18 protein-coding genes are annotated in these 22,413 nt (G+C 72.7%); 9 read left to right on the top strand and 9 right to left on the bottom strand.

The window, feature by feature from the left end; all coding sequences use genetic code 11:
• Positions 1-26 precede the first annotated feature (26 nt).
• Together AB0310_RS01240 and AB0310_RS01235 are read right to left on the bottom strand one after the other, a co-directional pair.
• Complete coding sequence (locus tag AB0310_RS01240; RefSeq protein ID WP_366236413.1) at positions 27-1,628, bottom strand: HNH endonuclease signature motif containing protein; 1,602 nt, start codon at positions 1,626-1,628, stop codon at positions 27-29.
• 227 nt (positions 1,629-1,855) lie between these two features.
• Positions 1,856-2,293 (bottom strand): Lrp/AsnC family transcriptional regulator, encoded by a 438-nt coding sequence (locus AB0310_RS01235; RefSeq protein WP_187663516.1) that lies wholly within the window; start codon positions 2,291-2,293, stop codon positions 1,856-1,858.
• A 149-nt stretch (positions 2,294-2,442) separates the two neighbouring features.
• Between AB0310_RS01235 and AB0310_RS01230 the strand changes: the two genes are divergently transcribed.
• The 8 genes from AB0310_RS01230 to paaZ all read left to right on the top strand — a co-directional run bounded on the left by AB0310_RS01230 (position 2,443) and on the right by paaZ (position 12,474).
• Positions 2,443-3,555 carry a thiamine pyrophosphate-dependent enzyme gene (locus AB0310_RS01230; RefSeq protein ID WP_366236412.1) on the top strand — a complete coding sequence of 371 codons (1,113 nt, stop codon included), beginning with the start codon at positions 2,443-2,445 and terminating at the stop codon, positions 3,553-3,555.
• Complete coding sequence (locus AB0310_RS01225) at positions 3,552-4,580, top strand: alpha-ketoacid dehydrogenase subunit beta (protein ID WP_259952038.1); 1,029 nt, start codon at positions 3,552-3,554, stop codon at positions 4,578-4,580. Before AB0310_RS01230 ends, AB0310_RS01225 begins: the two co-directional genes overlap by 4 nt.
• Positions 4,577-5,995 (top strand): dihydrolipoamide acetyltransferase family protein, encoded by a 1,419-nt coding sequence (locus tag AB0310_RS01220; RefSeq protein ID WP_366236411.1) that lies wholly within the window; start codon positions 4,577-4,579, stop codon positions 5,993-5,995. Before AB0310_RS01225 ends, AB0310_RS01220 begins: the two co-directional genes overlap by 4 nt.
• Positions 5,996-6,130: 135 nt before the next feature.
• On the top strand, positions 6,131-7,450 hold the full coding sequence (locus AB0310_RS01215; RefSeq protein ID WP_366236410.1) for an MFS transporter: 1,320 nt from the start codon (positions 6,131-6,133) through the stop codon (positions 7,448-7,450).
• Positions 7,451-7,569: 119 nt separating this feature from the next.
• Positions 7,570-8,760, top strand: a complete 1,191-nt coding sequence (locus AB0310_RS01210; RefSeq protein WP_268777137.1) for a thiolase family protein — start codon at positions 7,570-7,572, stop codon at positions 8,758-8,760.
• Entirely contained in the window at positions 8,757-9,503 is a 747-nt protein-coding gene (locus AB0310_RS01205) for an enoyl-CoA hydratase/isomerase family protein (protein ID WP_268777138.1), read from the top strand. Before AB0310_RS01210 ends, AB0310_RS01205 begins: the two co-directional genes overlap by 4 nt.
• Positions 9,500-10,375, top strand: a complete 876-nt coding sequence (locus tag AB0310_RS01200) for a 3-hydroxyacyl-CoA dehydrogenase family protein (protein WP_366236409.1) — start codon at positions 9,500-9,502, stop codon at positions 10,373-10,375. The genes AB0310_RS01205 and AB0310_RS01200 overlap by 4 nt, the downstream gene beginning before the upstream one ends.
• 14 nt (positions 10,376-10,389) lie before the next feature.
• Entirely contained in the window at positions 10,390-12,474 is a 2,085-nt protein-coding gene (gene paaZ / locus AB0310_RS01195) for a phenylacetic acid degradation bifunctional protein PaaZ (protein WP_366236408.1), read from the top strand.
• 87 nt (positions 12,475-12,561) lie between these two features.
• On the opposite strand, the gene AB0310_RS01190 is transcribed toward paaZ, so the two are convergent.
• The 6 genes from AB0310_RS01190 to dhaK form a co-directional block, all read right to left on the bottom strand.
• On the bottom strand, positions 12,562-13,170 hold the full coding sequence (locus tag AB0310_RS01190; protein WP_363587589.1) for a TetR/AcrR family transcriptional regulator: 609 nt from the start codon (positions 13,168-13,170) through the stop codon (positions 12,562-12,564).
• Between the two features lie 63 nt (positions 13,171-13,233).
• Entirely contained in the window at positions 13,234-14,550 is a 1,317-nt protein-coding gene (paaK, locus tag AB0310_RS01185) for a phenylacetate--CoA ligase PaaK (protein ID WP_268777276.1), read from the bottom strand.
• Between the two features lie 35 nt (positions 14,551-14,585).
• Positions 14,586-15,011: a hydroxyphenylacetyl-CoA thioesterase PaaI gene (gene paaI, locus AB0310_RS01180; RefSeq protein ID WP_366236407.1), complete on the bottom strand. Its 426-nt coding sequence runs from the start codon at positions 15,009-15,011 to the stop codon at positions 14,586-14,588.
• 104 nt (positions 15,012-15,115) lie between these two features.
• Positions 15,116-17,671 carry a phosphoenolpyruvate--protein phosphotransferase gene (ptsP, locus tag AB0310_RS01175; protein ID WP_366236406.1) on the bottom strand — a complete coding sequence of 852 codons (2,556 nt, stop codon included), beginning with the start codon at positions 17,669-17,671 and terminating at the stop codon, positions 15,116-15,118.
• A complete protein-coding gene (gene dhaL, locus AB0310_RS01170; RefSeq protein ID WP_366236405.1) occupies positions 17,668-18,309 on the bottom strand; it encodes a dihydroxyacetone kinase subunit DhaL in 642 nt (213 codons plus the stop codon). Before dhaL ends, ptsP begins: the two co-directional genes overlap by 4 nt.
• Positions 18,309-19,301, bottom strand: coding sequence for a dihydroxyacetone kinase subunit DhaK (gene dhaK, locus AB0310_RS01165; protein ID WP_259952011.1), 993 nt, complete (start codon positions 19,299-19,301; stop codon positions 18,309-18,311). The genes dhaL and dhaK overlap by 1 nt, the downstream gene beginning before the upstream one ends.
• Positions 19,302-19,449: 148 nt before the next feature.
• On the opposite strand from dhaK, the gene AB0310_RS01160 reads away from it, so the two are divergent.
• Positions 19,450-20,217: an IclR family transcriptional regulator gene (locus tag AB0310_RS01160; protein WP_268777145.1), complete on the top strand. Its 768-nt coding sequence runs from the start codon at positions 19,450-19,452 to the stop codon at positions 20,215-20,217.
• A 24-nt stretch (positions 20,218-20,241) separates the two neighbouring features.
• Here the strand turns inward: AB0310_RS01160 and AB0310_RS01155 are convergent, their stop codons facing one another.
• Positions 20,242-22,368, bottom strand: a complete 2,127-nt coding sequence (locus AB0310_RS01155) for a RecQ family ATP-dependent DNA helicase (RefSeq protein WP_187663502.1) — start codon at positions 22,366-22,368, stop codon at positions 20,242-20,244.
• Between the last annotated feature and the right edge of the window lie 45 nt (positions 22,369-22,413).

Below are 22,413 nucleotides of genomic sequence, written 5' to 3'. Positions count from 1 at the left end.
TCACGGCGCGGACGCCGGTCTTCTTCTCATTCTCGGTCGGCCCTTCCCGCCGCACTTGTCGCGGAGCGCGCCGGAGATGTCCCCGCGCGAAGGATGCGTCCGCGGACCGGTCCCGCGTGAGCGAATCGGGCCCCCGTCCGGTCCGGAGAGCCGGGAAGAGCCGGGCGCGGCGTGCGCCATCGTCGTCTCGGATCCCACCAGGCCGGCCCTCGCACCTGCGGCACTCCCCCTCGCATGCGGATCTGCCAGCCCGAGGTGTCCAACGTGCGGTGATGGTGCCAGCACAGCGCGACGCCGTTGTCGGTGTGGGTCGGACCCCCGCGAGCGTGCTCCGTGACGTGGTGGATCTCGCACCAGGCGGCCGGGACGTGACAGCCGGGGATCAGACACTCGCCGTCCCGCACGCCGATCGCCCGGCGCTGTGCGGGGGTGAAGATCCGGTCGCTCGACCCGAGCCCGACGATCCTTCCACCGGCACCGAGCACGACGCGCTGGACCGTCCCTCCGCACGCCGTGTGCGCGGCCACCCGCGTCGACACCGGCGTCTCGACGCCCTCGACCCGCGCCCAGCCGTGCCCCGTGGCATAGTCCTCGGCGGCGACCGTGACCACGAGCGTCGGCGCGGCACCGCCCAGCCGCGGCATGTCGTCATGACGGGCCGCGATCCCCAGGGCCGCCGCGAGCGCGTCGTGCTGCTTCTGCGCGCGTGTGCGCCCATCCACCATCCCGCCGACGTCGCCGGCCGGGAGCACATCGTCATCCGGGGAGACCGGTGCCTGCTGCTCCCCAGCAGCGTCGTCACGCACTTCCGACGGCACGAAGTGGACGCCGGGAAGCGGCGGACCGTCGACCTTCGGGTTCAGATACGCGTCCCAGATCCGCTGCAGCTGCCCCGCGACCTCGGGCAGCAGCGCGCCCCTGACCGGGATCACGCCGTCCTTGGCGCGGCCCAGCACGACGCCCCGGGCCCGCAGCGCGATGTCTTCCGCAGGCTCCGCGCCGTCCGGATCGAGGTACTGCACGATCATCTGCGCCCGCACCCTCAGGTCCTCGGGCGTCGGTGCCGGCCCGGTCTCGTTCTCGTCATCATCACTGTTCTCGGCGCCCTCGCAACTCTCCTCGCCCCGCGCGACCTCCGCCAGATACGCGTCGGCCTCCCAGCGGTCGGCGAGGCGCACGCGAGGGCCGGCCTGCTCGATCGGCCCGGTCGCGGCCAGCAACCCGGTCACGCCGATCGCCCCGTCGAGGAGGGCCTCACGCAGCGCCGGCCACCGCGCCGGCAGCCACTCCCCGGAGGAGAGGTCGACCTCGCGCCGCACCAACCGCGCGCTCTTCACGAGGCGCGCGGCGGACGCGCCGTCAGTGCGGAGCACACGCTGTAGCAGCTCGTTCATCGAGCGGCAGCCGAACCGTCCGCAGAACGCCGGTTCCCCGGACCCCGCCGGACGCGGATCGGCGCTCGCCACCGCGTCCACGATCACAGCCTCCACGCGTCGCTGGATCTCGCCCGCGACCCGCAACAGGTCCATCATCTCCCGCGCGTCGAGAGCGCCCACCGTGCCGGATCGCAGCACGGCGTCGAGAGCGACGAGCGTGTCGTCGAGAATCGCTGCCGGGGTGCTTTCCATACGACGATTCAACAGAGGGCCACCGACATTGCGAGGCCCGATAATCCCCGTTCAGCGCAATATTCCGATACGCGCGAGGGACTCTTCCTGCATCCACAGAGACCCGCGATCGACATTCCCCAGCACCGCAGCATCCACACCGCCCGCCGCCGCCGAAACCCCCGCACCTCACCGGCGCCCGCCGCACCCCAGCGAGAAGCCCGTACCCTCGACCGCGGGAGAGAACGTCACGCCCGGTCGGAGTCCTCGAAGATCAGGATCGTCCGCGTCGAGCGGATCGACGGGATCGCCTGGATGTCCTCCAGCACGATGCGGCGCAGGTCGCGGGCGTCGTTCGCGCGCACGAGCAGCAGCACGTCGAAGTCGCCGCCGACGAGCGCCATGTGCTCGATCTCCGGGATCGCCCGGAGCCGCGCGCTCACCTCCTGCCAGGTGGCCTGCTCGATCGCGAGCGTGACATAGGCACTCGCGTGATGCCCCAGCAGCACGGGGTCGGTGCGCACCGTGTACCCGGTGATCACCCCGGCGTCGGTGAGGCGCTTGATCCGCGCATGCGCCCCCGCCCGCGAGATGTGCACCGCCTCGGCGATTGCGGTCATGGACGCCCGCGCATCCCGCCGCAGCTCCGCGAGGATCGCGCGATCCGTCTCGTCCAGCGCCGCCATGACACCCCTCTCCCGTCCGGGAATCTTGACACTTCGGACGCCATTCTGACATGTGGAGCGCAATCGTCCACGATCACCCGACGGATCTTGGATGAGTGTCGCATGCGCGGCATGCTGTCCTCATCGAGTTCGGCAAGGAAGGCGGACGGATGCACCCCCACGACATGCTCCCGCGCGACACCGCGGTACGACTGATCGCCGAGGACGGGACCACCCTCCCCGACGAGACCTACGCGCTCCCCGCCGTCGACGCCCTGCTGGCGGCCTACCGCGGCCTCGTCGAAGGCCGTCGTATCAACGATCAGGCCGGCGCGCTCGTGCGCCAGGGCCGCCTCGCGGTCTACCCGTCGTCGCACGGCCAGGAGGCCTGCCAGGTGGCGGCGGCGATGGTGCTCGGCGACACCGACTGGCTCTTCCCCACCTACCGCGACTCGGTCGCCGTGATCGCCCGCGGCGTCGCGCCTGCGGAGGCGATGGTGCTCCTCAAGGGCGACTGGCACTCGGGCTACGACGTCCGCGCGCACCGCGTCGCCCCGCAGGCGACCCCGCTCGCGACCCAGCTCCTGCACGCGGTCGGCTTCGCGCAGGCGGCGAAGCACCGCGGCGAGGACACCGTGGTGCTCGCGCTCTGCGGCGACGGCGCGACGAGCGAGGGCGACTTCCACGAGGCGATGAACTTCGCCGCCGTCTTCCACGTCCCGGTCGTGTTCTTCGTGCAGAACAACGAGTTCGCGATCTCGGTCCCTCTCTCCCGGCAGACCGCCGCCCCCTCCCTCGCCCACAAGGCGGTCGGCTACGGCATGCCGGGGCAGCGCGTCGACGGCAACGACGTGGCCGCGGTCCTCGCGGTGCTCACGGAGGCCGTCGACCGCGCCCGCGCCGGCGGCGGCCCCTCCCTCATCGAGGCCCACACGTACCGCATGCAGGCGCACACCAACGCCGACGACGACACCCGCTACCGCGAACGCGAGGAGGTGCAGGCCTGGCTCGCCCGCGATCCGCTGGTCCGCCTGCGCGCGCACCTCACCGCGACGGGGACGCTGGACGACGAGGCCGAGACGCGCTTCGCCGCGGGCGCGGAGGAGATCGCCGCCGCCATGCGCACCGCCCTGAACACCGATGCGGAGCTCGACCCGGAAGACCTCTTCCGCTTCGTGACAGCGACCCGCTCGCCCCAGCGGGAGGAGCAGTGGCAGCTCCTCCGCGACGAGATCGCCCGCTCCCACCCCGCCGAGACGATGACGACCGGAGGCGCCCGATGACCATCGCCGAGCACGAGACGCCGGTCGCGACGACCGTCGGCACCACCACGACCATGACCATGGCCGCCGCCCTCAACCGCGCCCTCGCGGACGCCCTCGCCGCCGACCCCGACGTGGTCGTGTTCGGAGAGGACGTGGGAGCCCTGGGCGGCGTGTTCCGCATCACCGACGGGCTCACCGCCCGCTTCGGTGAGGACCGCTGCTTCGACACCCCGCTCGCGGAGTCCGGCATCATCGGCACCGCCGTCGGCATGGCGATGAACGGGATGCGCCCTGTGGTCGAGATGCAGTTCGACGCCTTCGCCCTCCCCGCGTTCGAGCAGATCGTCAGCCACGTCGCGAAGCTCGGCAACCGCACCCGCGGCGGGATGCGCATGCCGCTCGTGATCCGCATCCCCTTCGGCGGCGGCATCGGGGGCGTCGAGCACCACTGCGACTCGTCCGAGGCGTACTACGCGCACACGCCCGGCCTCACGGTCGTGAGCCCGTCCACCCCGCAGGACGCCTACTCGCTGCTCCGCGCGGCCATCGCCTCGCCGGACCCCGTGGTCTTCCTGGAACCGAAGAAGCTCTACTGGTCGAAGGGCGAGGTCGACACCGCGGTGACCGCGGAGATCGGCTCGGCGCGCATCGCCAGGGACGGCACCGACGTGACCCTCCTCGCGTACGGGGCCTCCGTGCCGCTCGCGCTGGAGGCGGCGGAGGTCGCCGCGGGCGAAGGACGCAGCGTGCAGGTGGTCGACGTGCGCTCCCTCTCCCCCTTCGACGACGAGACGGTCACCGCGGCGGTACGGTCCACGGGACGCGCGGTCGTGATCGCCGAGGCCCCGGGCTTCGTCAGCGTCGCCTCCGAGATCCAGGCCCGGGTGTTCGAGCGCTGCTTCGAGTACCTGGAGGCCCCCGTGCGGCGGGTGACCGGGTTCGACACCCCCTACGCGCCCCCCAAGTTCGAGCACTGGTACCTGCCCGACGTCGACCGCGTGCTCGACGCGATCGACTCGTTGCACTGGGAGGACGACGCATGAGCACGCCTGTGAAGACCGCCGCCCGCGTGTTCCGCCTGCCCGACCTCGGCGAGGGACTGACCGAGGCCGGCCTCGTGCAGTGGCTGGTGGCCGTCGGCGACACGATCACGACCGACCAGGCGATCGCCGAGGTCGAGACCGCGAAGAGCGTCGTCGAACTGCCCTCGCCGTTCGCCGGAGTCGTGACCGCCCTGCACGGCACCCCCGGCGACACCATCGACGTCGGGGCCCCGGTGCTGGAAGTCGCCGACCCCGGCAGCGAGGAGACCGCGTCCGCGCCGCAGCCCCCCGCCACGCAGCCCGAGCACGAGGCGTACCGGCAGGAGGAGCGTGCGGGGTCGGGCAACGTCCTCATCGGGTACGGCACCTCCGCGTCCGCCTCGACGGGTCGGCGACGGCGCCCCGCGCCGCCACGCCCCACGCCGGCGCCGGCCTCGACAGCGCCCGCACCCGCAGCACCCGCCTCGACCGCTCCGGAGTCAGCCGCACCGGTCGCCCGCGACGCCGCACGACCCGCTCCGGTCGCCGTGCGATCGCCGCTCGTGCGGCGCCTCGCCCGCGATCTGGGCCTCGACGTGCACGCGATCTCCCCCACCGGAGCGGACGGGGCGATCACCCGCGCCGACGTGCTGCGCGCCGCCGTGGACCACGCCGTGGACGGCGTCGCCGCGGCCCCGACGCCGACCTCCGCGACCGCTCCCACCGGCGAGATCGACGGCCTCCCGGTCCGCAGCAGGGAGCGCCTCTCCCCGCTGCGTCGCACCGTGAGCGCCCGGCTCGCCCGCAGCCGGTCCGAGATCCCCGAGGCCACCGTGTGGGTCGACGTCGACGCCACCGATCTCTGGAATCTCCGCGCTCAGATGGCTCCCGACGGCGGGAAGGCCCCGTCGATCACGGCGCTGCTCGCGCGGTTCGTGCTCCTCGCGCTCGAGGACTACCCCGTGCTCGCCTCGCGGCTCAGCGACGACGGCTCCGAGCTGATCTCGTTCGACGGCGTGAACCTCGGCGTCGCCGCCGACACCGAACGCGGCCTCCTCGTCCCGGTCGTCCCGCACGCGCACCGGCTCACTGTCACCGACCTCGACGCCGCCCTGCGCGAGCTCGCGGCCACCGCGCGCGCCGGCACCCTGCCGCCCGAGCGGCTCCGCGGATCCACCTTCACCCTCAACAACTACGGCGGGCTCGGGGTCGACGGCTCGGCGGCGATCATCAACCACCCCGACGTCGCGATCCTCGGCATCGGCCGGATCATCGAGCGCCCCTGGGTCGTGGACGGGGCGATCGTGCCGCGTCGCATCGTCCAGCTCTCCCTCGTGTTCGATCACCGGGTCTGCGACGGCGGGTACGCGGCGGGATTCCTCCGCCGCGTGGTGGAGCTCATCGAGCATCCGCTCCGCGCCTTCGGGAGGGTCTGAGGTCGATCCGGCCGGCGAACCCTCGTGGGCGGAGCGCCGATACGCTACGCTCGGCGATTACTGACCGATCATTCGGTAAGTCATCACCGACGTACCCGCGTCGGTGCTCCCCCCTCGCAGAACAACGGAGTTCGCATGACCTCAGCCACCGCAGCCGCCTCGTCGACCGGAAGGATGCCCGCAGAGGAGCGGCGCGTCCTCGCCGGCACCCTCGTGGGGACGTCGATCGAATGGTACGACTTCTTCATCTACGCCCAGGCGGCGGGCCTCGTGCTCGCCCCGCTCTTCCTCGCTCCCATCGCAGAGTCGAGCCCCGGGCTCGCCCAGGTGCTCTCGTTCGCGACCATCGGCATCTCGTTCCTCTTCCGCCCGCTCGGTGCGATCGTCGCCGGGCACCTCGGCGACAAGCTCGGCCGGAAGAAGATGCTCGTCTTCACCCTCGTGATGATGGGACTGTCCACGTCCCTCATCGGGCTGCTGCCGACGTACGCCGCCATCGGCGTCGCCGCCCCGATCCTCCTGATCCTCCTGCGCATCCTGCAGGGCTTCTCGGCCGGCGGCGAATGGGGCGGCGCAGCCCTGATGGCCGTCGAGCACGCCCCGTCGGCGCGACGCGGCCTGTTCGGCGCGTTCCCGCAGATCGGCGTGCCGGTCGGCATGATCCTCGCCACCTTCACCCTGTGGGCGCTCACGAGTTCGACGTCCCCCGAGGCCTTCCTCGAGTGGGGCTGGCGTATCCCGTTCCTGCTCTCCATCGTGCTCATCGCGGTCGGCTACGTCATCCGCCGCGCCGTCGACGAGAGCCCCGTGTTCGAAGACCTCCGCCGCCGCCGCAAGGAGGCCTCGGCCCCGCTCGGACAGCTCTTCCGCGCGCACACGAAGAAGGTCGTGCTCACGGCCGTCATCTTCATCGCGAACAACGCCGCGGGTTACCTGCTGATCGCCTTCTTCGCGACGTACGCGGTCACGGGCCTCGGCATGGAGCGCCCGCCGGTGCTGCTGGCGACGACGCTGGCCTCGTTCGGGTGGCTGATCTTCACCCTCTGGGGCGGGGCGCTCTCCGACCGTCTCGGCCGGATCCGCACGTTCCAGATCGGGTACGTCGCCCTTGCGGTGTGGGCGATCCCGATGTGGTTCCTCATCGACACGGCGAACATCGTCTGGTACTTCGTGGCCCTGTTCGTCATGACGTTCGCACTCGGACTCTCGTACGGCCCGCAGGCGGCGCTGTACGCCGAGATGTTCCCTGCGAACGTGCGGTACTCGGGCGTCTCGATCGGCTACGCCCTCGGGGCCATCCTCGGCGGCGCGTTCGCACCGATGATCGCGGAGGCGCTGCTGAACCAGTTCCACGCCGCGTGGACGATCGGCGTGTACATCGCGGTCGCGTCGATCATCTCGCTCATCGGCGTCTCGCTGGTGAAGGAGACGAAGGGCGTGGATCTCAGCGTCTGACGCCCGGTCCGGGATCGCGGCCGGCCGTGCGCCTGTGCCATAATTACCTTACGATCGGTCAGTAATTCTCGACCGGCCGCTCCCGGACCACACCAGGACGACGAAGTCAGGAGATCCGCATGCCAGAGGCCTACCTCGTCGGAGGGGTCCGCACCCCGGTCGGCCGTTACGGCGGCACCCTCTCCGCCGTCCGTCCCGACGACCTCGCGGCGCTCGTGGTCGGCGAGGCCGTGCGCCGCGCCGGGCTCGACCCGGCGCGTACCGAGCTGGACGAGGTCATCCTCGGCGCTGCCAACCAGGCCGGAGAGGACAACCGGAACGTCGCCCGGATGGCCGTGCTCCTCGCCGGTCTCCCCGACACCGTGCCGGGCATCACGGTCAACCGCCTGTGCGCCTCCGGGATGTCCGCCGTGACCATGGCCGCGCAGGCGATCCGCGCGGGCGACGCCGATCTCCTCGTCGCCGGAGGCGTCGAGTCCATGACCCGCGCCCCCTGGGTGCAGGCCAAGCCGGAGAAGGCGTGGGCGAAGCCCGGAGCCGCCTTCGACACCTCCATCGGCTGGCGCTTCCCGAACCCGCGGCTCGCCGCGCGGGACAAGGCCACCTTCACCATGCCGGAGACGGCGGAGGAGGTGGCCCGCGTCGACGGCATCACGCGCGCCGAGGCCGACGCCTTCGCCGTCCGCTCCCAGCAGCGCGCCGCCGCCGCGATCGCCGCGGGCCGCTTCGCCCCGGAGATCGTCGGCGTGCCGGTCCGCGACGGCGAGGTGCTCGTCGACGAGGGCCCGCGTCCCGACACGACCCTCGAGGTGCTCGCGCGCCTCCGCCCCGTCGTGGCGGGCGGAGAGGTCGTCACGGCCGGCAATTCCAGCGCCCTCAACGACGGCGCCTCGGCCGTGCTCGTGGCGAGCGCCGAAGCCGTCGAGCGCCACGGACTGACGCCCCGCGCGCGGATCGTCGTCGGCACCTCCGCCGCCCTGGCTCCGGAGATCATGGGACTCGGACCGGTCCCCGCGACGGAGAAGGCGTTGCGCCGTTCGGGGCTCTCCCTCGACGACATCGGCGCCGTGGAGCTCAACGAGGCGTTCGCCTCGCAGTCGCTCGCCTGCATCCAGCGGCTCGGCCTCGACGAGGACCGCGTGAACGCCGACGGCGGAGCCATCGCCCTCGGCCACCCGCTCGGCTCGTCCGGCTCACGCCTGCTCGTGACGCTGATGGGACGCATGGAACGCGAGGACTCCCGTTACGGCCTCGCCACGATGTGCGTCGGCGTCGGCCAGGGCGCGGCCGTGATCCTGGAGAAGGTGTGAGGGGCGCGGACGAGCCGCTGCTCGTCACCCGCACCGCGGACCGCGTCGTCGCGACCCTGAACCGTCCGCACAAGCGCAACGCGATCGACCAGGCCACGATCGACGCCCTGCACGCGCTGTGCGCCGAGCTGGAGGAGACGCCGCGCACGCTCATCCTCACCGGCGCCGACGGGGTGTTCGCGGCGGGCGCCGACATCGCGGAGCTCCGGGACCGTCGCGCCGACGACGCCCGTCGCGGCATCAACGCCCACGCGTTCGTCCGCGTCGCGGAGCTGCCGATGCCGGTGATCGCCGCGATCGACGGCTACGCGCTCGGCGGTGGCGCGGAACTCGCGTATGCCGCCGACATCCGCCTCGCGACGCCGACCCTGAAGATCGGCAACCCGGAGACCGGCCTGGGCATCCTCGCCGCCGCCGGAGCGAGCTGGCGGCTCAAGGAGATCGTGGGCGACGCCCGTGCCATCGAACTGCTGCTCACGGGACGCACCGTGCACGCCGAGGAGGCCTTCCGCATCGGGCTCGTCTCCTCGCTGCACGAACCCGCCGATCTCCTCGCCGCCGCCCACGCGGTCGCCGACCGCATCGCCCGCAACGACCCCGCGGCGACCATCGCGACCAAGCGGGTCTTCCGGGCGCCGCGCGACCAGCACCCCGCAGCCGACCTCGAGGAGCAGGCCGCGCTGTTCGAGAGCCCGGAGAAGCACCGTCGCATGACCGCCTTCCTGGAACGGAGAGACCGATGAGCACGCCCTCCTCCCCCGAGGCCGCAGTCCCGGCCCGCGTCGGCGTGCTGGGTGGCGGACGCATGGGCGCCGGTATCGCCCACGCCTTCCTCCTCGCCGGATCCCCCGTGACCGTCGTCGAGCGGGACGACGACGCCGCCGCGGCCGCCGCCGCCCGCGTGCACGGGTCGATCGACGCCTCGCTCTCCCGCGGCACGGCCGTCGAGACCGCCGAGGCGTATCGCGCCCGCTTCGCGACCGGAACCGACGCCGCACTGCTCGCGGACTGCACCCTCGTCGTCGAGGCCGTCCCGGAGGAGCTGTCGCTCAAGATCGAGGCGCTCACCCGCGTCGAGCAGCACCTCGCGGACGATGCGGCGCTCGCGTCCAACACCTCGTCCATCTCGATCGACGAGCTCGCAGCCGTGCTCGACCGCCCCACCCGGTTCCTCGGGATGCACTTCTTCAACCCCGTGCCCGCCTCCACGCTCGTGGAGGTCGTGCGCGGCGCCGCGACCGCGCCGGACCTCGTCGCGGACGCGGCTTCCTGGGTCCGCGCGCTGGGCAAGACGCCCATCGTCGTCGCCGACGCCCCCGGTTTCGCGTCCTCGCGCCTCGGCGTCGCCCTCGGCCTCGAGGCGATCCGGATGCTCGAGGACGGCGTCGCCGACGCCGCCGACATCGACGCCGCCATGACCCTCGGCTACAAGCACCCGGTCGGGCCGCTCCGACTCACCGACATCGTCGGGCTGGACGTCCGGCTCGGCATCGCCGAGTACCTCGCGGCGCACCTCGGCCCGCGCTTCGAACCCCCGGCCCTGCTGCGCCGCCTCGTCGCCGAGGGACACCTCGGCCGCAAGAGCGGACGCGGCTTCTACGAATGGGACGACTGATGAAGGGAACCCCGATGACCGAGATCCTCCCCAGCTACGTGCAGGGCTCCTGGTGGACGCCCGCCTCCGACGCGGACGCCACCGAGGTGCGCGACGCCTCGACCGGAGAGACGGTCGCCCGCGTCTCCACGGCCGGCCTCGACCTCGGCGCCGCGCTCGACTACGCCCGCACCACCGGTCAGGCCTCCCTCGGGGAGCTCACGTTCCACCAGCGCGCCGTGCTGCTCAAGCAGCTCGCGCTCGCGTTGACCGCCCGCAAAGAGGAGCTGTACGCGCTCTCCAGCCGCACCGGCGCCACCGCGCAGGACTCCTGGGTCGACATCGACGGCGGCATCGGCGTGCTCTTCGCGTACTCCAGCAAGGGCCGCCGGGAGCTGCCGAACGCGAAGGTCTACGTCGACGGCGCCGTGGAGAACCTGTCGCGCGACGGCTCCTTCCTCGGTCGGCACATCTACACCCGGCTGCCCGGGGTGGCGGTGCAGATCAACGCCTTCAACTTCCCCGTCTGGGGCTCGCTGGAGAAGTTCGCGCCGGCCTTCCTCGCCGGTGTCCCCACGGTCGTGAAGCCCGCCACCCCCACCGGCTACCTCACCGAGGCCATGGTGCGGGTGATGGTCGAGTCCGGTCTGCTGCCCGAGGGGTCGCTGCAGCTCGTGTCCGGCAGCGTGCCCGACCTCTTCGACCACCTCCGCCTGGGCGACCTCGTCGCGTTCACCGGTTCCGCGTCGACGGCCGAGCGGCTGCGGGCGCACGACGCGGTGCAGACCGGCGGGGTCCGCTTCACCAGCGAGACCGACTCGATCAACGCCTCGGTCCTCGGCACGGACGCCGCCTCCGGCACCCCGGAGTTCGACGCCTACGTGAAGCAGCTCGTCGCGGAGATGACGTCGAAGGCCGGGCAGAAGTGCACCGCGATCCGGCGGGCGATCGTGCCGGAGGACGCGGTGGACGACGTGATCGCCGCCGTGCGCGACCGGCTCGCGGCGCGGATCGTCGTGGGCGACCCGCGCGCCGAGGGCGTGACGATGGGACCGCTCGCCTCGACGGCCCAGCGCGACGAGGTGCTCCGGCAGGTGGCGCGACTCCGCGAGGGCGGCGGCGAGCTCGTGATCGGCTCCCCCGAGGCCCCGACGGTCCGCCGTGCGGACGGCAGCGAGGGCCCGGCGGAGGACGGCGCGTTCGTGGCGCCGATGCTCCTGCGCTTCACCGATGCGACGAGCCCCGCCGTGAACGAGATCGAGGCGTTCGGCCCCGTCTCCAGCATCCTCGGCTACCGCACGCTGGACGAGGCGGCGGCGCTCGTGGCCCGGGGCGGCGGCTCGCTCGTGACGAGCGTCGCGACGCACGACCCGGAGGTCGCGACGACGCTGGCCGCGGGGATCGCGGCGTACAACGGCCGCGTGCTCTTCCTCGACCGCGACGACGCCCGCAGCTCGACCGGACACGGCTCCCCGCTCCCGAACCTCGTGCACGGCGGCCCCGGCCGCGCCGGCGGCGGCGAGGAGCTCGGTGGCATCCGGGCGGTGCTGCACCACATGCAGCGCACGGCGGTGCAGGGCTCCCCGGAGATGATGACCGCGCTCACCGGGGTGTGGCACCAGGGGGCCTCGGCCCGTCCGTTCGACGCCGGCGACGGCGTGCACCCCTTCCGCAAGTCGCTGGCGGAGCTGCGCATCGGGGACCAGGTCGTCAGTCCCTCACGCACCGTCAGCCTCGACGACATCGAGACGTTCGCGGCGTTCACGGGCGACACGTTCTACGCGCACATGGACGAGGCGTCGGCGGCGGCGAACCCGTTCTTCCCCGGACGCGTGGCCCACGGCTACTTGCTCGTGTCGTGGGCGGCGGGGCTCTTCGTCGACCCGGCTCCCGGGCCCGTGCTCGCGAACTCCGGGCTGGAGAACCTGCGCTTCGTGACCCCGGTCTCCCCCGGCGACGAGATCCGCGTCGAGCTCACCGCCAAGCAGATCACGCCGCGGGAGACCGACGAGTACGGCGAGGTGCGCTGGGACGCGGTCCTGAAGAACCAGGACGACGAGCTCGTCGCGACCTACGATGTCCTGACCCTCGTCGCGAAGGAGCTCACCCCCGCCGCATAGTCCCCCGAGACCCCGGGCACTCGTCGAGGCCCCGCCCTTCCCACGCGGAGAGGGCGGGGCCTCGGCGCGAAGACGGGGTCTCGCGGGTCAGGGATGGCGGAGGCCGTCGAGGGCGATCGCGACGACGTCGTCCGCGAGACGATCGGCGCCCTCGCGACCGCCGGGGCGGTACCACTCGACGATCGAGTTGATCATGCCGAACGTCAGGCGGGCGACGACGGCCGCATCGATGTCCGAGCGCAGGGAGCCCTCGGCCTGCGCCTCCGCGACGAGGGCCGTGATGCGGCGGTCGAACGCCCGCCGCCGGGTGAGGGCACGGCGCTCCACCTCGGTGTTCCCGCGCACGCGCAGCAGCAGCGTCACGGCGGGGAGCTGGTCCACGAGCACATGGACGGCCCCGCGGAGCACGTGCTCCAGGCGGGCGACCGCATCGGCGGCTCCCCCGCTGTCCGGGAGAGGCGCGTCGACCACGGCCTCCAGCCCGCCGAGGGCGCTGTCGAGGGCGCGGTCGAGCATCTCGTCCTTCGACCCGAAGTGATGGTAGATCGCCGACTTCGACAACCCGAGGCGCTCCGCGAGCATCCCGATCGAGGTCGCGTCGTAGCCGTGCTCGTTGAAGGCGGCCACCGCGACGGCGAGGATCCCCTGCTGGTCGTACCCGGGGCGGCCGCGCCGCGTGGTCTGCATCTCGGACATCCCCCTCAGTCTCGCACCGCCCGCCGCGCTCATCGCGGAGGTCGCCGCCGAGACCCCCGCGTGTCAACGCAGGTCATACACGCGCTTGTACTTGCCCTCGCTACGCGGCAGTGCCCCCGGCTCCTCCAGCCGCACGGCGACCGACGAGCCGATGAACACCTTGATGCGCTGCACCAGCACCTGTGCCGCCGCCTCGCACGTCTCCACGGAGAGGTCGGGATGGCGCTCGATGCGCACGGTGAGGGCGTCCATCCGGCCCTCCTTCGTCAGCTCCAGGATGAAGTGCGGGGTGAGCTGCTCGATGCCGAGGACCAGCTCCTCGATCTGCGTCGGGAAGAGGTTGACGCCGCGCAGGATGATCATGTCGTCGTTGCGTCCGGTGACCTTCTCCATGCGCCGCATCCCCGGCCGCGCCGTGCCAGGGAGCAGGCGGGTGATGTCGCGCGTGCGGTACCGGATGACGGGGAACGCCTCCTTGGTGAGCGAGGTGAAGACGAGCTCCCCCCGCTCGCCGTCCGGAAGCGCCTGCAGCGTGTCGCCGTCGATCACCTCCGGCAGGAAGTGGTCCTCCCACAGGTGCGGGCCGTCCTTGGTCTCGAGGCATTCGTTTCCGACGCCCGGCCCCATGACCTCGCTGAGCCCGAAGATGTCGAGGGCGTCGATACCGAGCCGCTGCTCCAGCTCATGCCGCATCTCGTTGGTCCAGGGCTCCGCGCCGAGCACCGCGACCTTGAGCGAGGTGGACCGCGGGTCGATGCCCTGCGCGGCCATCGCGTCGGCGATCGTGAGCAGGTAGCTCGGCGTGCACAGGATCGCGTCCGGCTCGAAGTCGTGGATGAGCTGCACCTGGCGCGCGGTCTGCCCGCCCGACATGGGGATCACGGTCGCTCCCAGCGCCTCGATCCCGGCATGCGCCCCGAGCCCGCCCGTGAAGAGACCGTAGCCGTAGGCGTTGTGCACCTTCATGCCGCGCCGGATCCCGCTGGCCCGGAGCGAGCGGGCCACGAGCGACCCCCATCGGTCGAGGTCGCCACGCGTGTAGCCGACGACGGTCGGGCGCCCCGTGGTGCCGCTGGACGCGTGGATGCGGGCGACGTCTGCCATCGGCACCGCGAACATCCCGAACGGGTACGTCTCGCGCAGGTCGTCCTTGGTGGTGAACGGCAGCCGGTGCACGTCGTCGAGCGTGCGGATGTCGTCGGGGTGCACGCCCGCCTCATCGAACTTCCGCGTGTAGAGCGGGACGTTGCGGTAGGCGTGCTGCACGGTCCACCGCAGGCGCTCGAGCTGGAGCTGCTCGATCTCGGCGCGGCTCATCCGCTCCTCGGGGTCGAGCTCATCGGCCGTGGGCGGGCGGAGGGCGGAGGCGGGGGCGGTCATCGTCGACACGGGGACTCCTCGGGACGGGGGCGGGGTCAGAAGGTGCGGGAAGTCGTGCGGGAGCGGCCGCGGAACTCGGCGACCGCGTCGCCGTGCTCGTCCACGACCGTCACGTCGTAGAGGCCGGAGCGACCGCTACGGGTGCGGCGGACGGCGGTCGCGGTGAGGGTCTGCCCCGCGACGGTGGGCTTGAGGAACGAGATGTCGGCACCGGCGGCCACCGTCACCCGATCGTCCTCGTTGCACGCGATCGCGAAGGCGGTGTCGGCGAGCGCGAACACGAGCCCGCCGTGGGTGATCTGGAAGCCGTTGGTCATGTCCTCGCGGACGCGCATCGACACGACCGCGTGCCCCGGGTCGTCGCGTTCGATCACGAGCCCGAGCATCGCGGAGGCTCGGTCACGTTCCATCATGGCCCGGTTCGGCCGCACGGCCTCCGCCGTATCCGTCGCCTCCGTCATCGCCGACCTCCTCGTCGCGCTGGGACGGGACCGCGTCCCGTCCGCCCATACTAACTGAACGATCGGTCAGTAACGCAAGGAGCTGGACGCAGGAGCCGTGCGGCTCAGCCGGCGCCGCCTCCGCCGAGCACGAGAGCTGCTGCCTGCCGCGCCTCCGCAGCGGTCGCCGCGCGGCTCGCCCCCTCCGCCGCCCGTCGGCACTCGTCCGGGCCCACCGCGTCGAGCGCGGCCGCCACCCGCCCGAGCGCGCGAGGCGTCATCGACAGCGAGGTCGCGCCGAGCCCGACGAGTACCGGAGCGAGCGCGGGATCACCGGCCGCCTCCCCGCAGATCCCGACCGGCTTGCCCGCCGCTCGCCCCGCCGCCCCGACCGTCCCGATCAGCCGCAGCACCGCCGGCTGCCAGGGGTCGTTGAGATCGGCGAGCGCGCTGGACAGCCGGTCGGCGGCCAGAGTGTACTGCGCGAGATCGTTGGTTCCCAGGCTCACGAAGTCCACGACCTCGAACAGCTCGGCAGCCAGCAGCGCCGCCGCCGGGGTCTCGATCATGATCCCCGCTCTGTCCAGCCCCGCGGCACGACACCGCGCGGCGAAGTCCGCCGCCTCGTCGACCGTGGCGACCATCGGCGCCATGACCTCCACGTCCGCGGATTCCGCGTCGGCAGCCCTGGCGAGCGCGCGGAGCTGGTCGTCGAGCAGCGCTGGGCGGCGACGGGAGAGACGCAGGCCCCGGACGCCGAGCGCCGGGTTGTCCTCGTCGTCGTCGTTCGCGAACGGCAGGGGCTTGTCGCTCCCCGCATCCAGCGTGCGCACGACCACCTTGCGTCCGGGGAACGCGCGAAGGACCCCGCGGTACGCCTCCACCTGCTCCTCGATGCTCGGCGCTTCGGTCCGGTCGAGGAAGCAGAACTCGGTGCGGAACAGTCCGACCCCCTCGGCGTGCGCCGCCGCGGCGCTCCCGGCATCCGATGCCCCTCCGACGTTGGCCAGGAGCGGCACGCGGGTCCCGTCGGCGAGACGGCCCCGTCCATCGAAGGTGACGACGACCGCCGCGGCCCGTGCCTCGGCGATCTCCGCCTCGTCCGGGTCGACGTGGATGGTGCCGTGGTCGCCGTCGACGAGGACCATGGCGCCCTCGGGGATCCCCGTCGCTCCGGCCACCCCGACCACGGCGGGCAGTCCCAGCGCGCGCGCGATGATCGCCGTGTGCGAGGTCGGCCCGCCGTCCGCTGTCACGAGGGCGACGCAGTTCCCGCCCTCCAGCGCTGCCGTGTCGGCGGGGGCGAGGTCGGTCGCGACGAGCACGAACGGCTCGTCACGCTCGGGGACCCCTGGCATGTCCACCCGGAGGATCTCGGCGATCATGCGGTCGCGGACGTCACGGATGTCGGCGGCGCGTTCCGCCATCCTCCCGCCGAGAGCCGTGAGTGCCGCTTCGTGCGCCGCGGACGTCTCCCAGACCGCCCGCGCGGCCGACCGTCCCTGCGAACGCACGAGGGCGGTGGCTTCGGCCACGAGCTCCGGATCCGAGGCCAGGAGTCGGGAGGCGTCCAGGATCGCCCGCGCCTCTCCGCGCGCCCGCTCGGCGCGCGATCGCAGCTGATCGGCGACGGCGACCGCCGCCCATTCGATCGTGGAGACCTCGGCCTCCCGGCCCTCCGGCGGGACGACAGCAGCGGCATCGGGTTCCGGGAGTGCCGGTGCGAGGGACACCGCCCTCGCGGCCACACGTCCGGGACTGACCCCACGGCCCTGCAGCACGGTCCCGGAGACGATCTCCGGCGGCGGCGCGGACGCGTGGTCGGCCCCGGTTCGCGTCTGATCGTCCCCGGCCGTGCCGGGCGCGGGCGCGGGTGCGGTTCCGGAGCTGCCGGCGGCGTCCTCGTCCGCCTCGACGCCCTCGCCGAACCCTCCCTGGAAGAGCGAGACCAGGCGGTCGATCGCCGCCTCGGCGTCCGCTCCCCGACCGGTGAGTTCGATCTCGGTCCCCTGACGCGCCCCGAGCGCGAGCAGCCGGGTCAGGCTTCCGGCCGCGGCTTCCTGGCCGTCCGGCAGCCGCCGCAGACGCACGTCCGCCCCCGCCGCCGACTCCGCGATCAGCGCGGCGGGGCGGGCATGGATGCCGAGAGGGTTGCGCACGCGCACACGATGCGTCACGGTTTCCCCGGCCACGTCGGGCGAGGCGGAGGCGTCCCCCGCCGACACCGGCGCGGAGTCCGCTGCCGCCGTGCCTTCCGCGTCCGGCGGGAGGAGCTGGCCGGTCTTCGCCGCGAGGGCGGACGAGGCTTCGTCGGCGATCGCGTCGAGGTCGCCGCCTGCCGCCGCAGCCACGACCGCCGCGAGGAGCCCCTCGACGAACGGTGCCGGAGCCAGCCGCACCGGCACGTCGCTGCTGCGCAGTTCGAGCGCGAGTTCGGCGCTCAGCACGGCCGACCCGAGATCCATCAGCACGAGCACGCCGTCGACGTCGGGGGCGAGCTCGTCGATCGCCGCCGACACCGCGACGGCGTCCGTCCCGAGGATCGGCGCACCCTCCGCGTCCACACCCGCACCGGCCGCCACACGGACCTGCACGCCGCCGCCCGGCACCATTTGCAGGGCGAGTTCGAGCGCCGCCTCCCCGAGCCGGGCGCTGTGGGAGACGGCGACGATCCCGATCATTCGGCGTCCGCGAGGGCCGCGGCGAGCGTCTCGAATAGGAGCGCCGTCGAGGCGGCTCCCGGGTCGAGATGTCCGGCGCTGCGTTCACCGAGGTAGCTCGCTCTGCCCTTCCGGGCGACGAGGGGCACCGTGGCGTCACGACCGGCGGTCGCGGCGTCCGCGGCCGCCCCGGCCGCCGCCGCGGTATCCGCTCCGCCGGCGAGGGCGGCATCGAAAGCGTCGACCGCGGGGGCCATCGCATCGAACATCGTCTTGTCGCCGGCCTCGGGCTTGCCCCGCGCGACGATGCCCTCGAGCCCCGCCCGCAGTGCCGCGGCGAGCGCCGGTCCGTCCAATGTCGTCACCGCACCGGCCGACATCCCCATGCGCAGGAAGAAGGTGCCGTAGAGGGGGCCACTCGCACCGCCCACCGAGCTCACCAGGGTCATGCCGACGGACTTGAGGAGTTCGTCGATCGTCGCGGGCGTCGTCGCCGCGAGCTTCTCCCCGACCGCCGTGAAGCCCCGCGCCATGTTCGCGCCGTGGTCGGCGTCCCCGATCGCGGAGTCCAGTTCCGTGAGCCAGTCGCGCTGCGCGGTGACGGCCTCGCGGTAGCGGGAGATCCAGTCGACGAGGACGTCGGTGCCGACGGCCGCCATCACGCGCCCCACCGCAGGCCGGGGGTGTTCACCGGGGCGTCCCACAGCCGTAGCAGCTCGTCGTCGGCCTTCAGCACCGTGACGGAGCACCCGGCCATGTCGAGGGAGGTGATGTAGTTGCCCACCAGGTTCCGCGCGATCTGCACGCCGGACTTCTCCAGGATCGCGGCGACCTCGCCGTACATGAGGTAGAGCTCGATCAGGGGCGTGGCGCCCATGCCGTTGAGCATCACGATCGCGGGTCCGGTGGCGTCGAGGTCGCCGAGGATCGGCTCGACGAGCTGCCGAGCGATCTCCGACGCCGGCGCGAGCGGCTCACGATGCCGTCCCGGCTCGCCGTGGATGCCGATGCCGATCTCCATCTGATCGTCAGGGAGGTCGAAGGTGGGCTTCCCGGCGGCGGGCACCGTGCAGCTCGTGAGGGCCATGCCCATCGAGCGCCCCTGCCCGTTGATGCGCTTCGCGAGGTCGACGACCGCCGCGAGGTCGCGGCCCTCCTCCGCCGCGGCTCCCACGAGCTTCTCCAGCAGGACGGTGAGGCCGACGCCGCGACGGCCGGCGGTGTAGAGCGAGTCCTGCACGGCCACGTCGTCGTCCACGACGACCGTGCCGACCTCGATCCCCTCCATCGCCGCGAGCTCGGCGGCCATCTCGAAGTTGAGCACGTCGCCCGTGTAGTTCTTGACGATGTGCAGCACGCCGGCGCCGCGGTCGACCGCTTGAGTCGCCACCTGCACGCGGTCGGGGGTGGGCGAGGTGAAGACCTCGCCGGCGACGGCCGCGTCGAGCATGCCGGTGCCGACGTAGCCGCCGTGCAGCGGCTCGTGGCCGGATCCGCCGCCCGAGACGACGGCCACCTTGCCCTGTTCCTTCGGTGTCGCCCGGGTGATGACGTGGTTCTCCAGGTCGACCGAGAGTTCAGGGTGCGCGGCGGCGACGCCCTTCAGGGACTCGACGAGGACGTCCTCCGGGGCGTTGATGAGCTTCTTCATCCTGCGATCTCCTTTGATGCGGCGTGAGTCTCGAGCAAAAATCCGAAAAGGATTCGTCAATGTCGAATATGCTCGGAGCCTGCCGGGTTGTCAAGATCGATCCGGCGACCGGAAACCCGGCTCGACGACGACCGGAAGGAGGACGCGCATGATCCAGGCGATCGACCGCGCGGCGAAGATCCTCGACCTGCTCCAGGGCGCCCGCCACCTCGGTATCACCGATCTCGCTGCGGCCCTGAGCCTTCCGCCGTCGACCGTGCACGGGCTGGTGAAGTCGCTGCGCGCGCACGGCCTCGTCGCGAAGGAGCGCGGCGGACAGCGCTACATGCTCGGCCCTACCCTCCTGCGGCTGAGCAACGTGTACCTCGACACACTGGATGTGCGGGCGCGGGCGATGCGCTGGACGCAGGAACTGGCCCGGCGCACCGAGCTGTCCGTGCGCCTCGGCGCGCCGCACCTCACGGACGTCCTCGTGATCCACCACAACCTCCGGCCCGACGACAGCCCGCAGATGCTGGAGACGGGAATGGCCGTCCCCGCGCACGCCTCCGCCATGGGGAAGGTGCTCCTCGCCTACGACCAGGGCTTCCAGCAGAGCGTGTTCGCGGAGCCCCTGCGCAGCCTCACCGGCGACACCATCACTGACGTCGCCCGACTGACCCTCGAGCTGCCGGGGATCGCGGAGCGCGGGACGGCGGCCGAGACGGATGAAGCCGTGCTCGGCGAATCCTCCCTCGCCGCCCCGATCGCCGACGCCTCGAACACGATCGTCGCCGCCGTCGCCGTCGTACTGCCGACGTCGGAGGCACCCGCATCCGACGCGACCATGCACGCGCTGCGGGACACGGCACGGAACATCTCCCGCGAACTCGGCGCGACGACCTGGCCGCCACCCGTAGCCCCCGCCGAGGACTGACGGCGTCGGTTCGGGGACCGGTGCTCAGCCGCGCAGGCCGAGCGCGAACGGCAGCACGGCCGTGGCTCCGGCCTGCCGCACCGCGCGCGCCGCGACCGTCAGGGTCCAGCGACTGTCGATGAGGTCGTCGACGAGCAGCACCGGACCGGCGGGGACCTCGAGATGCGCCGCGTCGAACCGATCCCACACCCCCGCGAGCCGGAACACGCTGTTCCCGCCCGCCTGCCCCGAGGGACCCCCGTTCCGCCACTCCAGCGCGCCGAGGTACGGCAGCCGCCCGATCTCCGAGAGCCCGCGGGCGAGGGAGTCGACGAGCTGCGGATGCGAGCGCGACGGCATCGCGACCACAGCCATCGGCCGCTCCGCCCAGTCCCACCCGGCCAGCACGCGCACGCAGGCCTGCAGCAGCGCCGGGCTGATCGGCGCGTCCGCGGCACCCGCGGCGAAGATCTCGCGCAGCGCGCCGCCCCAGCCGAGGTCGGTGAGCCGGGCGAGGGCGCGTCCCTCGTCGGCCTGCTCCCCCGCGGGGATGCGACCGCGCACCGGCACGCCCAGACGGTCGGCGCCGGTCGGCCACGCGCGGCGAGGCTCGACCGGCACACCGACCCGGTCCAGGGACTCCGTCGCCTGTGCACTCGCCGTCTGCGCGATCTCCGCCGGGAACCACACGCCCGCGCAGTTGTCGCACCGACCGCAGGGAGCCGCGGTGTCGTCGTCGAGCGCCCGCTGCAGGAAGGCCATGCGACAGCCGTCCGTGCGCTCGTACTCCAGCATGTGCTCCTGCTCTGCGACCCGTTCGGCGGCGATGCGCTCGTAGCGCTCGGCGTCGTACGTCCACGGCTGTCCCGTCGCGACCCAGCCGCCCTGCACGCGGCGCACGGCACCGTCCACGTCGAGCACCTTCAGCAGCAGCTCGAGGGGCGTACGACGGATGTCGACGACGGCCTCCAGCGCCGGCGTGGAGATCGGGCTGTCGCCGAGCGCCGCGATGACCCGTTCCGCGCGCTCCCGATCGGGCATCGACGCGGTCGCGAAGTAGTGCCAGATCTCACGGTCCTCGACACCGGGGAGCAGGAGCACGTCCGCGCTCTCGCTGGCACGCCCGGCTCGTCCGACCTGCTGGTAGTACGCGACGGGCGAGGACGGGGCACCGAGATGCACGACGAACCCGAGGTCCGGCTTGTCGAACCCCATGCCGAGGGCGCTGGTCGCGACGAGCGCCTTCACCTCGTTCCGCTTGAGCATGCCCTCCGACTCGGCGCGCTCCTCGGGATCGGTCTGGCCGGTGTAGGCGCGCACGTCGTGGCCGTGGTCGCGCAGGAATCGGGCGGTGTCGACCGCCGCCGCCACAGTCAGCGTGTAGATGATCCCGCTGCCGGGGAGGTCGTCGAGGTGACTGAGCAGCCAGGCCAGGCGGCTCGCCGAGTCCCTGAGGCGGAGCACGCCGAGCCGCAGCGAGGTGCGGGCGAGCGGCCCCCGGATCGTGAGCACGGGTACCGCCTCCGCTCCGCTCGCGCCACCCGGCAGCGCCCCGAGCTGCTCCGCGACGTCGGCCACCACGCGACTGTTGGCCGTCGCGGTCGTCGCCAGCACCGGCACGTCGGCGGGCATCTGCGCGATGAGATCGCGGAGCCGGCGGTAGTCCGGGCGGAAATCGTGCCCCCAGTCGCTGATGCAGTGCGCCTCGTCGACGACGAGCATGCCGAGCCGCGCCACCAGCGTCGGCAGCTGCTCCTCGCGGAAGGCCGGGTTGTTCAGCCGCTCCGGGGAGACGAGCAGCACGTCGACCTCGTCCCGAGCGAGGCTGTCCTGCACCTCCGCCCATTCGTGCGCGTTCGTCGAGTTGATGGCGACCGCGCGCACCCCCGCGCGCTCGGCCGCGGCGATCTGGTCGCGCATGAGCGCCAGGAGCGGGGAGACGAGCACGGTGGGGCCGGTGCCCTGCCGGCGGCGCAGGAGGGTCGCGACGAAGTACACCGCCGACTTCCCCCACCCGGTGCGCTGCACGACCAGCGCGCGGCGACGCCCCTCCACCAGCGCCTCGATCGCCTCGAACTGGCCGTCGTGGAAGTCGACGTCGGGGCGGCCGACGAGTTCGCCGAGGGCGGCGCGGGCAGCCTCGCGGAGGGGCACGGCAGTCGTGGAGGTCATGCCTCCACTCTGCCGCAGGCCTCTGACAGGACTCTGCCCGTCGCC

The sequence above is a fragment of the Microbacterium meiriae genome, from assembly GCF_040702565.1.
In the GTDB taxonomy this organism is placed as follows: Bacteria; Actinomycetota; Actinomycetes; order Actinomycetales; family Microbacteriaceae; genus Microbacterium; species Microbacterium meiriae.
The sequence above is the reverse complement of the archived record's forward strand: the minus strand, read 5'-3'. Positions and strand labels throughout refer to the sequence as shown.

Coding starts and splice junctions, on each gene's coding strand:
- AB0310_RS01240 (WP_366236413.1), bottom strand. CDS start 1,628: ATGGAAAGCACCCCGGCAGCGATTCTCGACGACACGCTCGTCGCTCTC.
- AB0310_RS01235 (WP_187663516.1), bottom strand. CDS start 2,293: ATGGCGGCGCTGGACGAGACGGATCGCGCGATCCTCGCGGAGCTGCGG.
- AB0310_RS01230 (WP_366236412.1), top strand. CDS start 2,443: ATGCACCCCCACGACATGCTCCCGCGCGACACCGCGGTACGACTGATC.
- AB0310_RS01225 (WP_259952038.1), top strand. CDS start 3,552: ATGACCATCGCCGAGCACGAGACGCCGGTCGCGACGACCGTCGGCACC.
- AB0310_RS01220 (WP_366236411.1), top strand. CDS start 4,577: ATGAGCACGCCTGTGAAGACCGCCGCCCGCGTGTTCCGCCTGCCCGAC.
- AB0310_RS01215 (WP_366236410.1), top strand. CDS start 6,131: ATGACCTCAGCCACCGCAGCCGCCTCGTCGACCGGAAGGATGCCCGCA.
- AB0310_RS01210 (WP_268777137.1), top strand. CDS start 7,570: ATGCCAGAGGCCTACCTCGTCGGAGGGGTCCGCACCCCGGTCGGCCGT.
- AB0310_RS01200 (WP_366236409.1), top strand. CDS start 9,500: ATGAGCACGCCCTCCTCCCCCGAGGCCGCAGTCCCGGCCCGCGTCGGC.
- paaZ (WP_366236408.1), top strand. CDS start 10,390: ATGACCGAGATCCTCCCCAGCTACGTGCAGGGCTCCTGGTGGACGCCC.
- AB0310_RS01190 (WP_363587589.1), bottom strand. CDS start 13,170: ATGTCCGAGATGCAGACCACGCGGCGCGGCCGCCCCGGGTACGACCAG.
- paaK (WP_268777276.1), bottom strand. CDS start 14,550: ATGACCGCCCCCGCCTCCGCCCTCCGCCCGCCCACGGCCGATGAGCTC.
- paaI (WP_366236407.1), bottom strand. CDS start 15,011: ATGACGGAGGCGACGGATACGGCGGAGGCCGTGCGGCCGAACCGGGCC.
- ptsP (WP_366236406.1), bottom strand. CDS start 17,671: ATGATCGGGATCGTCGCCGTCTCCCACAGCGCCCGGCTCGGGGAGGCG.
- dhaL (WP_366236405.1), bottom strand. CDS start 18,309: ATGGCGGCCGTCGGCACCGACGTCCTCGTCGACTGGATCTCCCGCTAC.
- dhaK (WP_259952011.1), bottom strand. CDS start 19,301: ATGAAGAAGCTCATCAACGCCCCGGAGGACGTCCTCGTCGAGTCCCTG.
- AB0310_RS01160 (WP_268777145.1), top strand. CDS start 19,450: ATGATCCAGGCGATCGACCGCGCGGCGAAGATCCTCGACCTGCTCCAG.
- AB0310_RS01155 (WP_187663502.1), bottom strand. CDS start 22,368: ATGACCTCCACGACTGCCGTGCCCCTCCGCGAGGCTGCCCGCGCCGCC.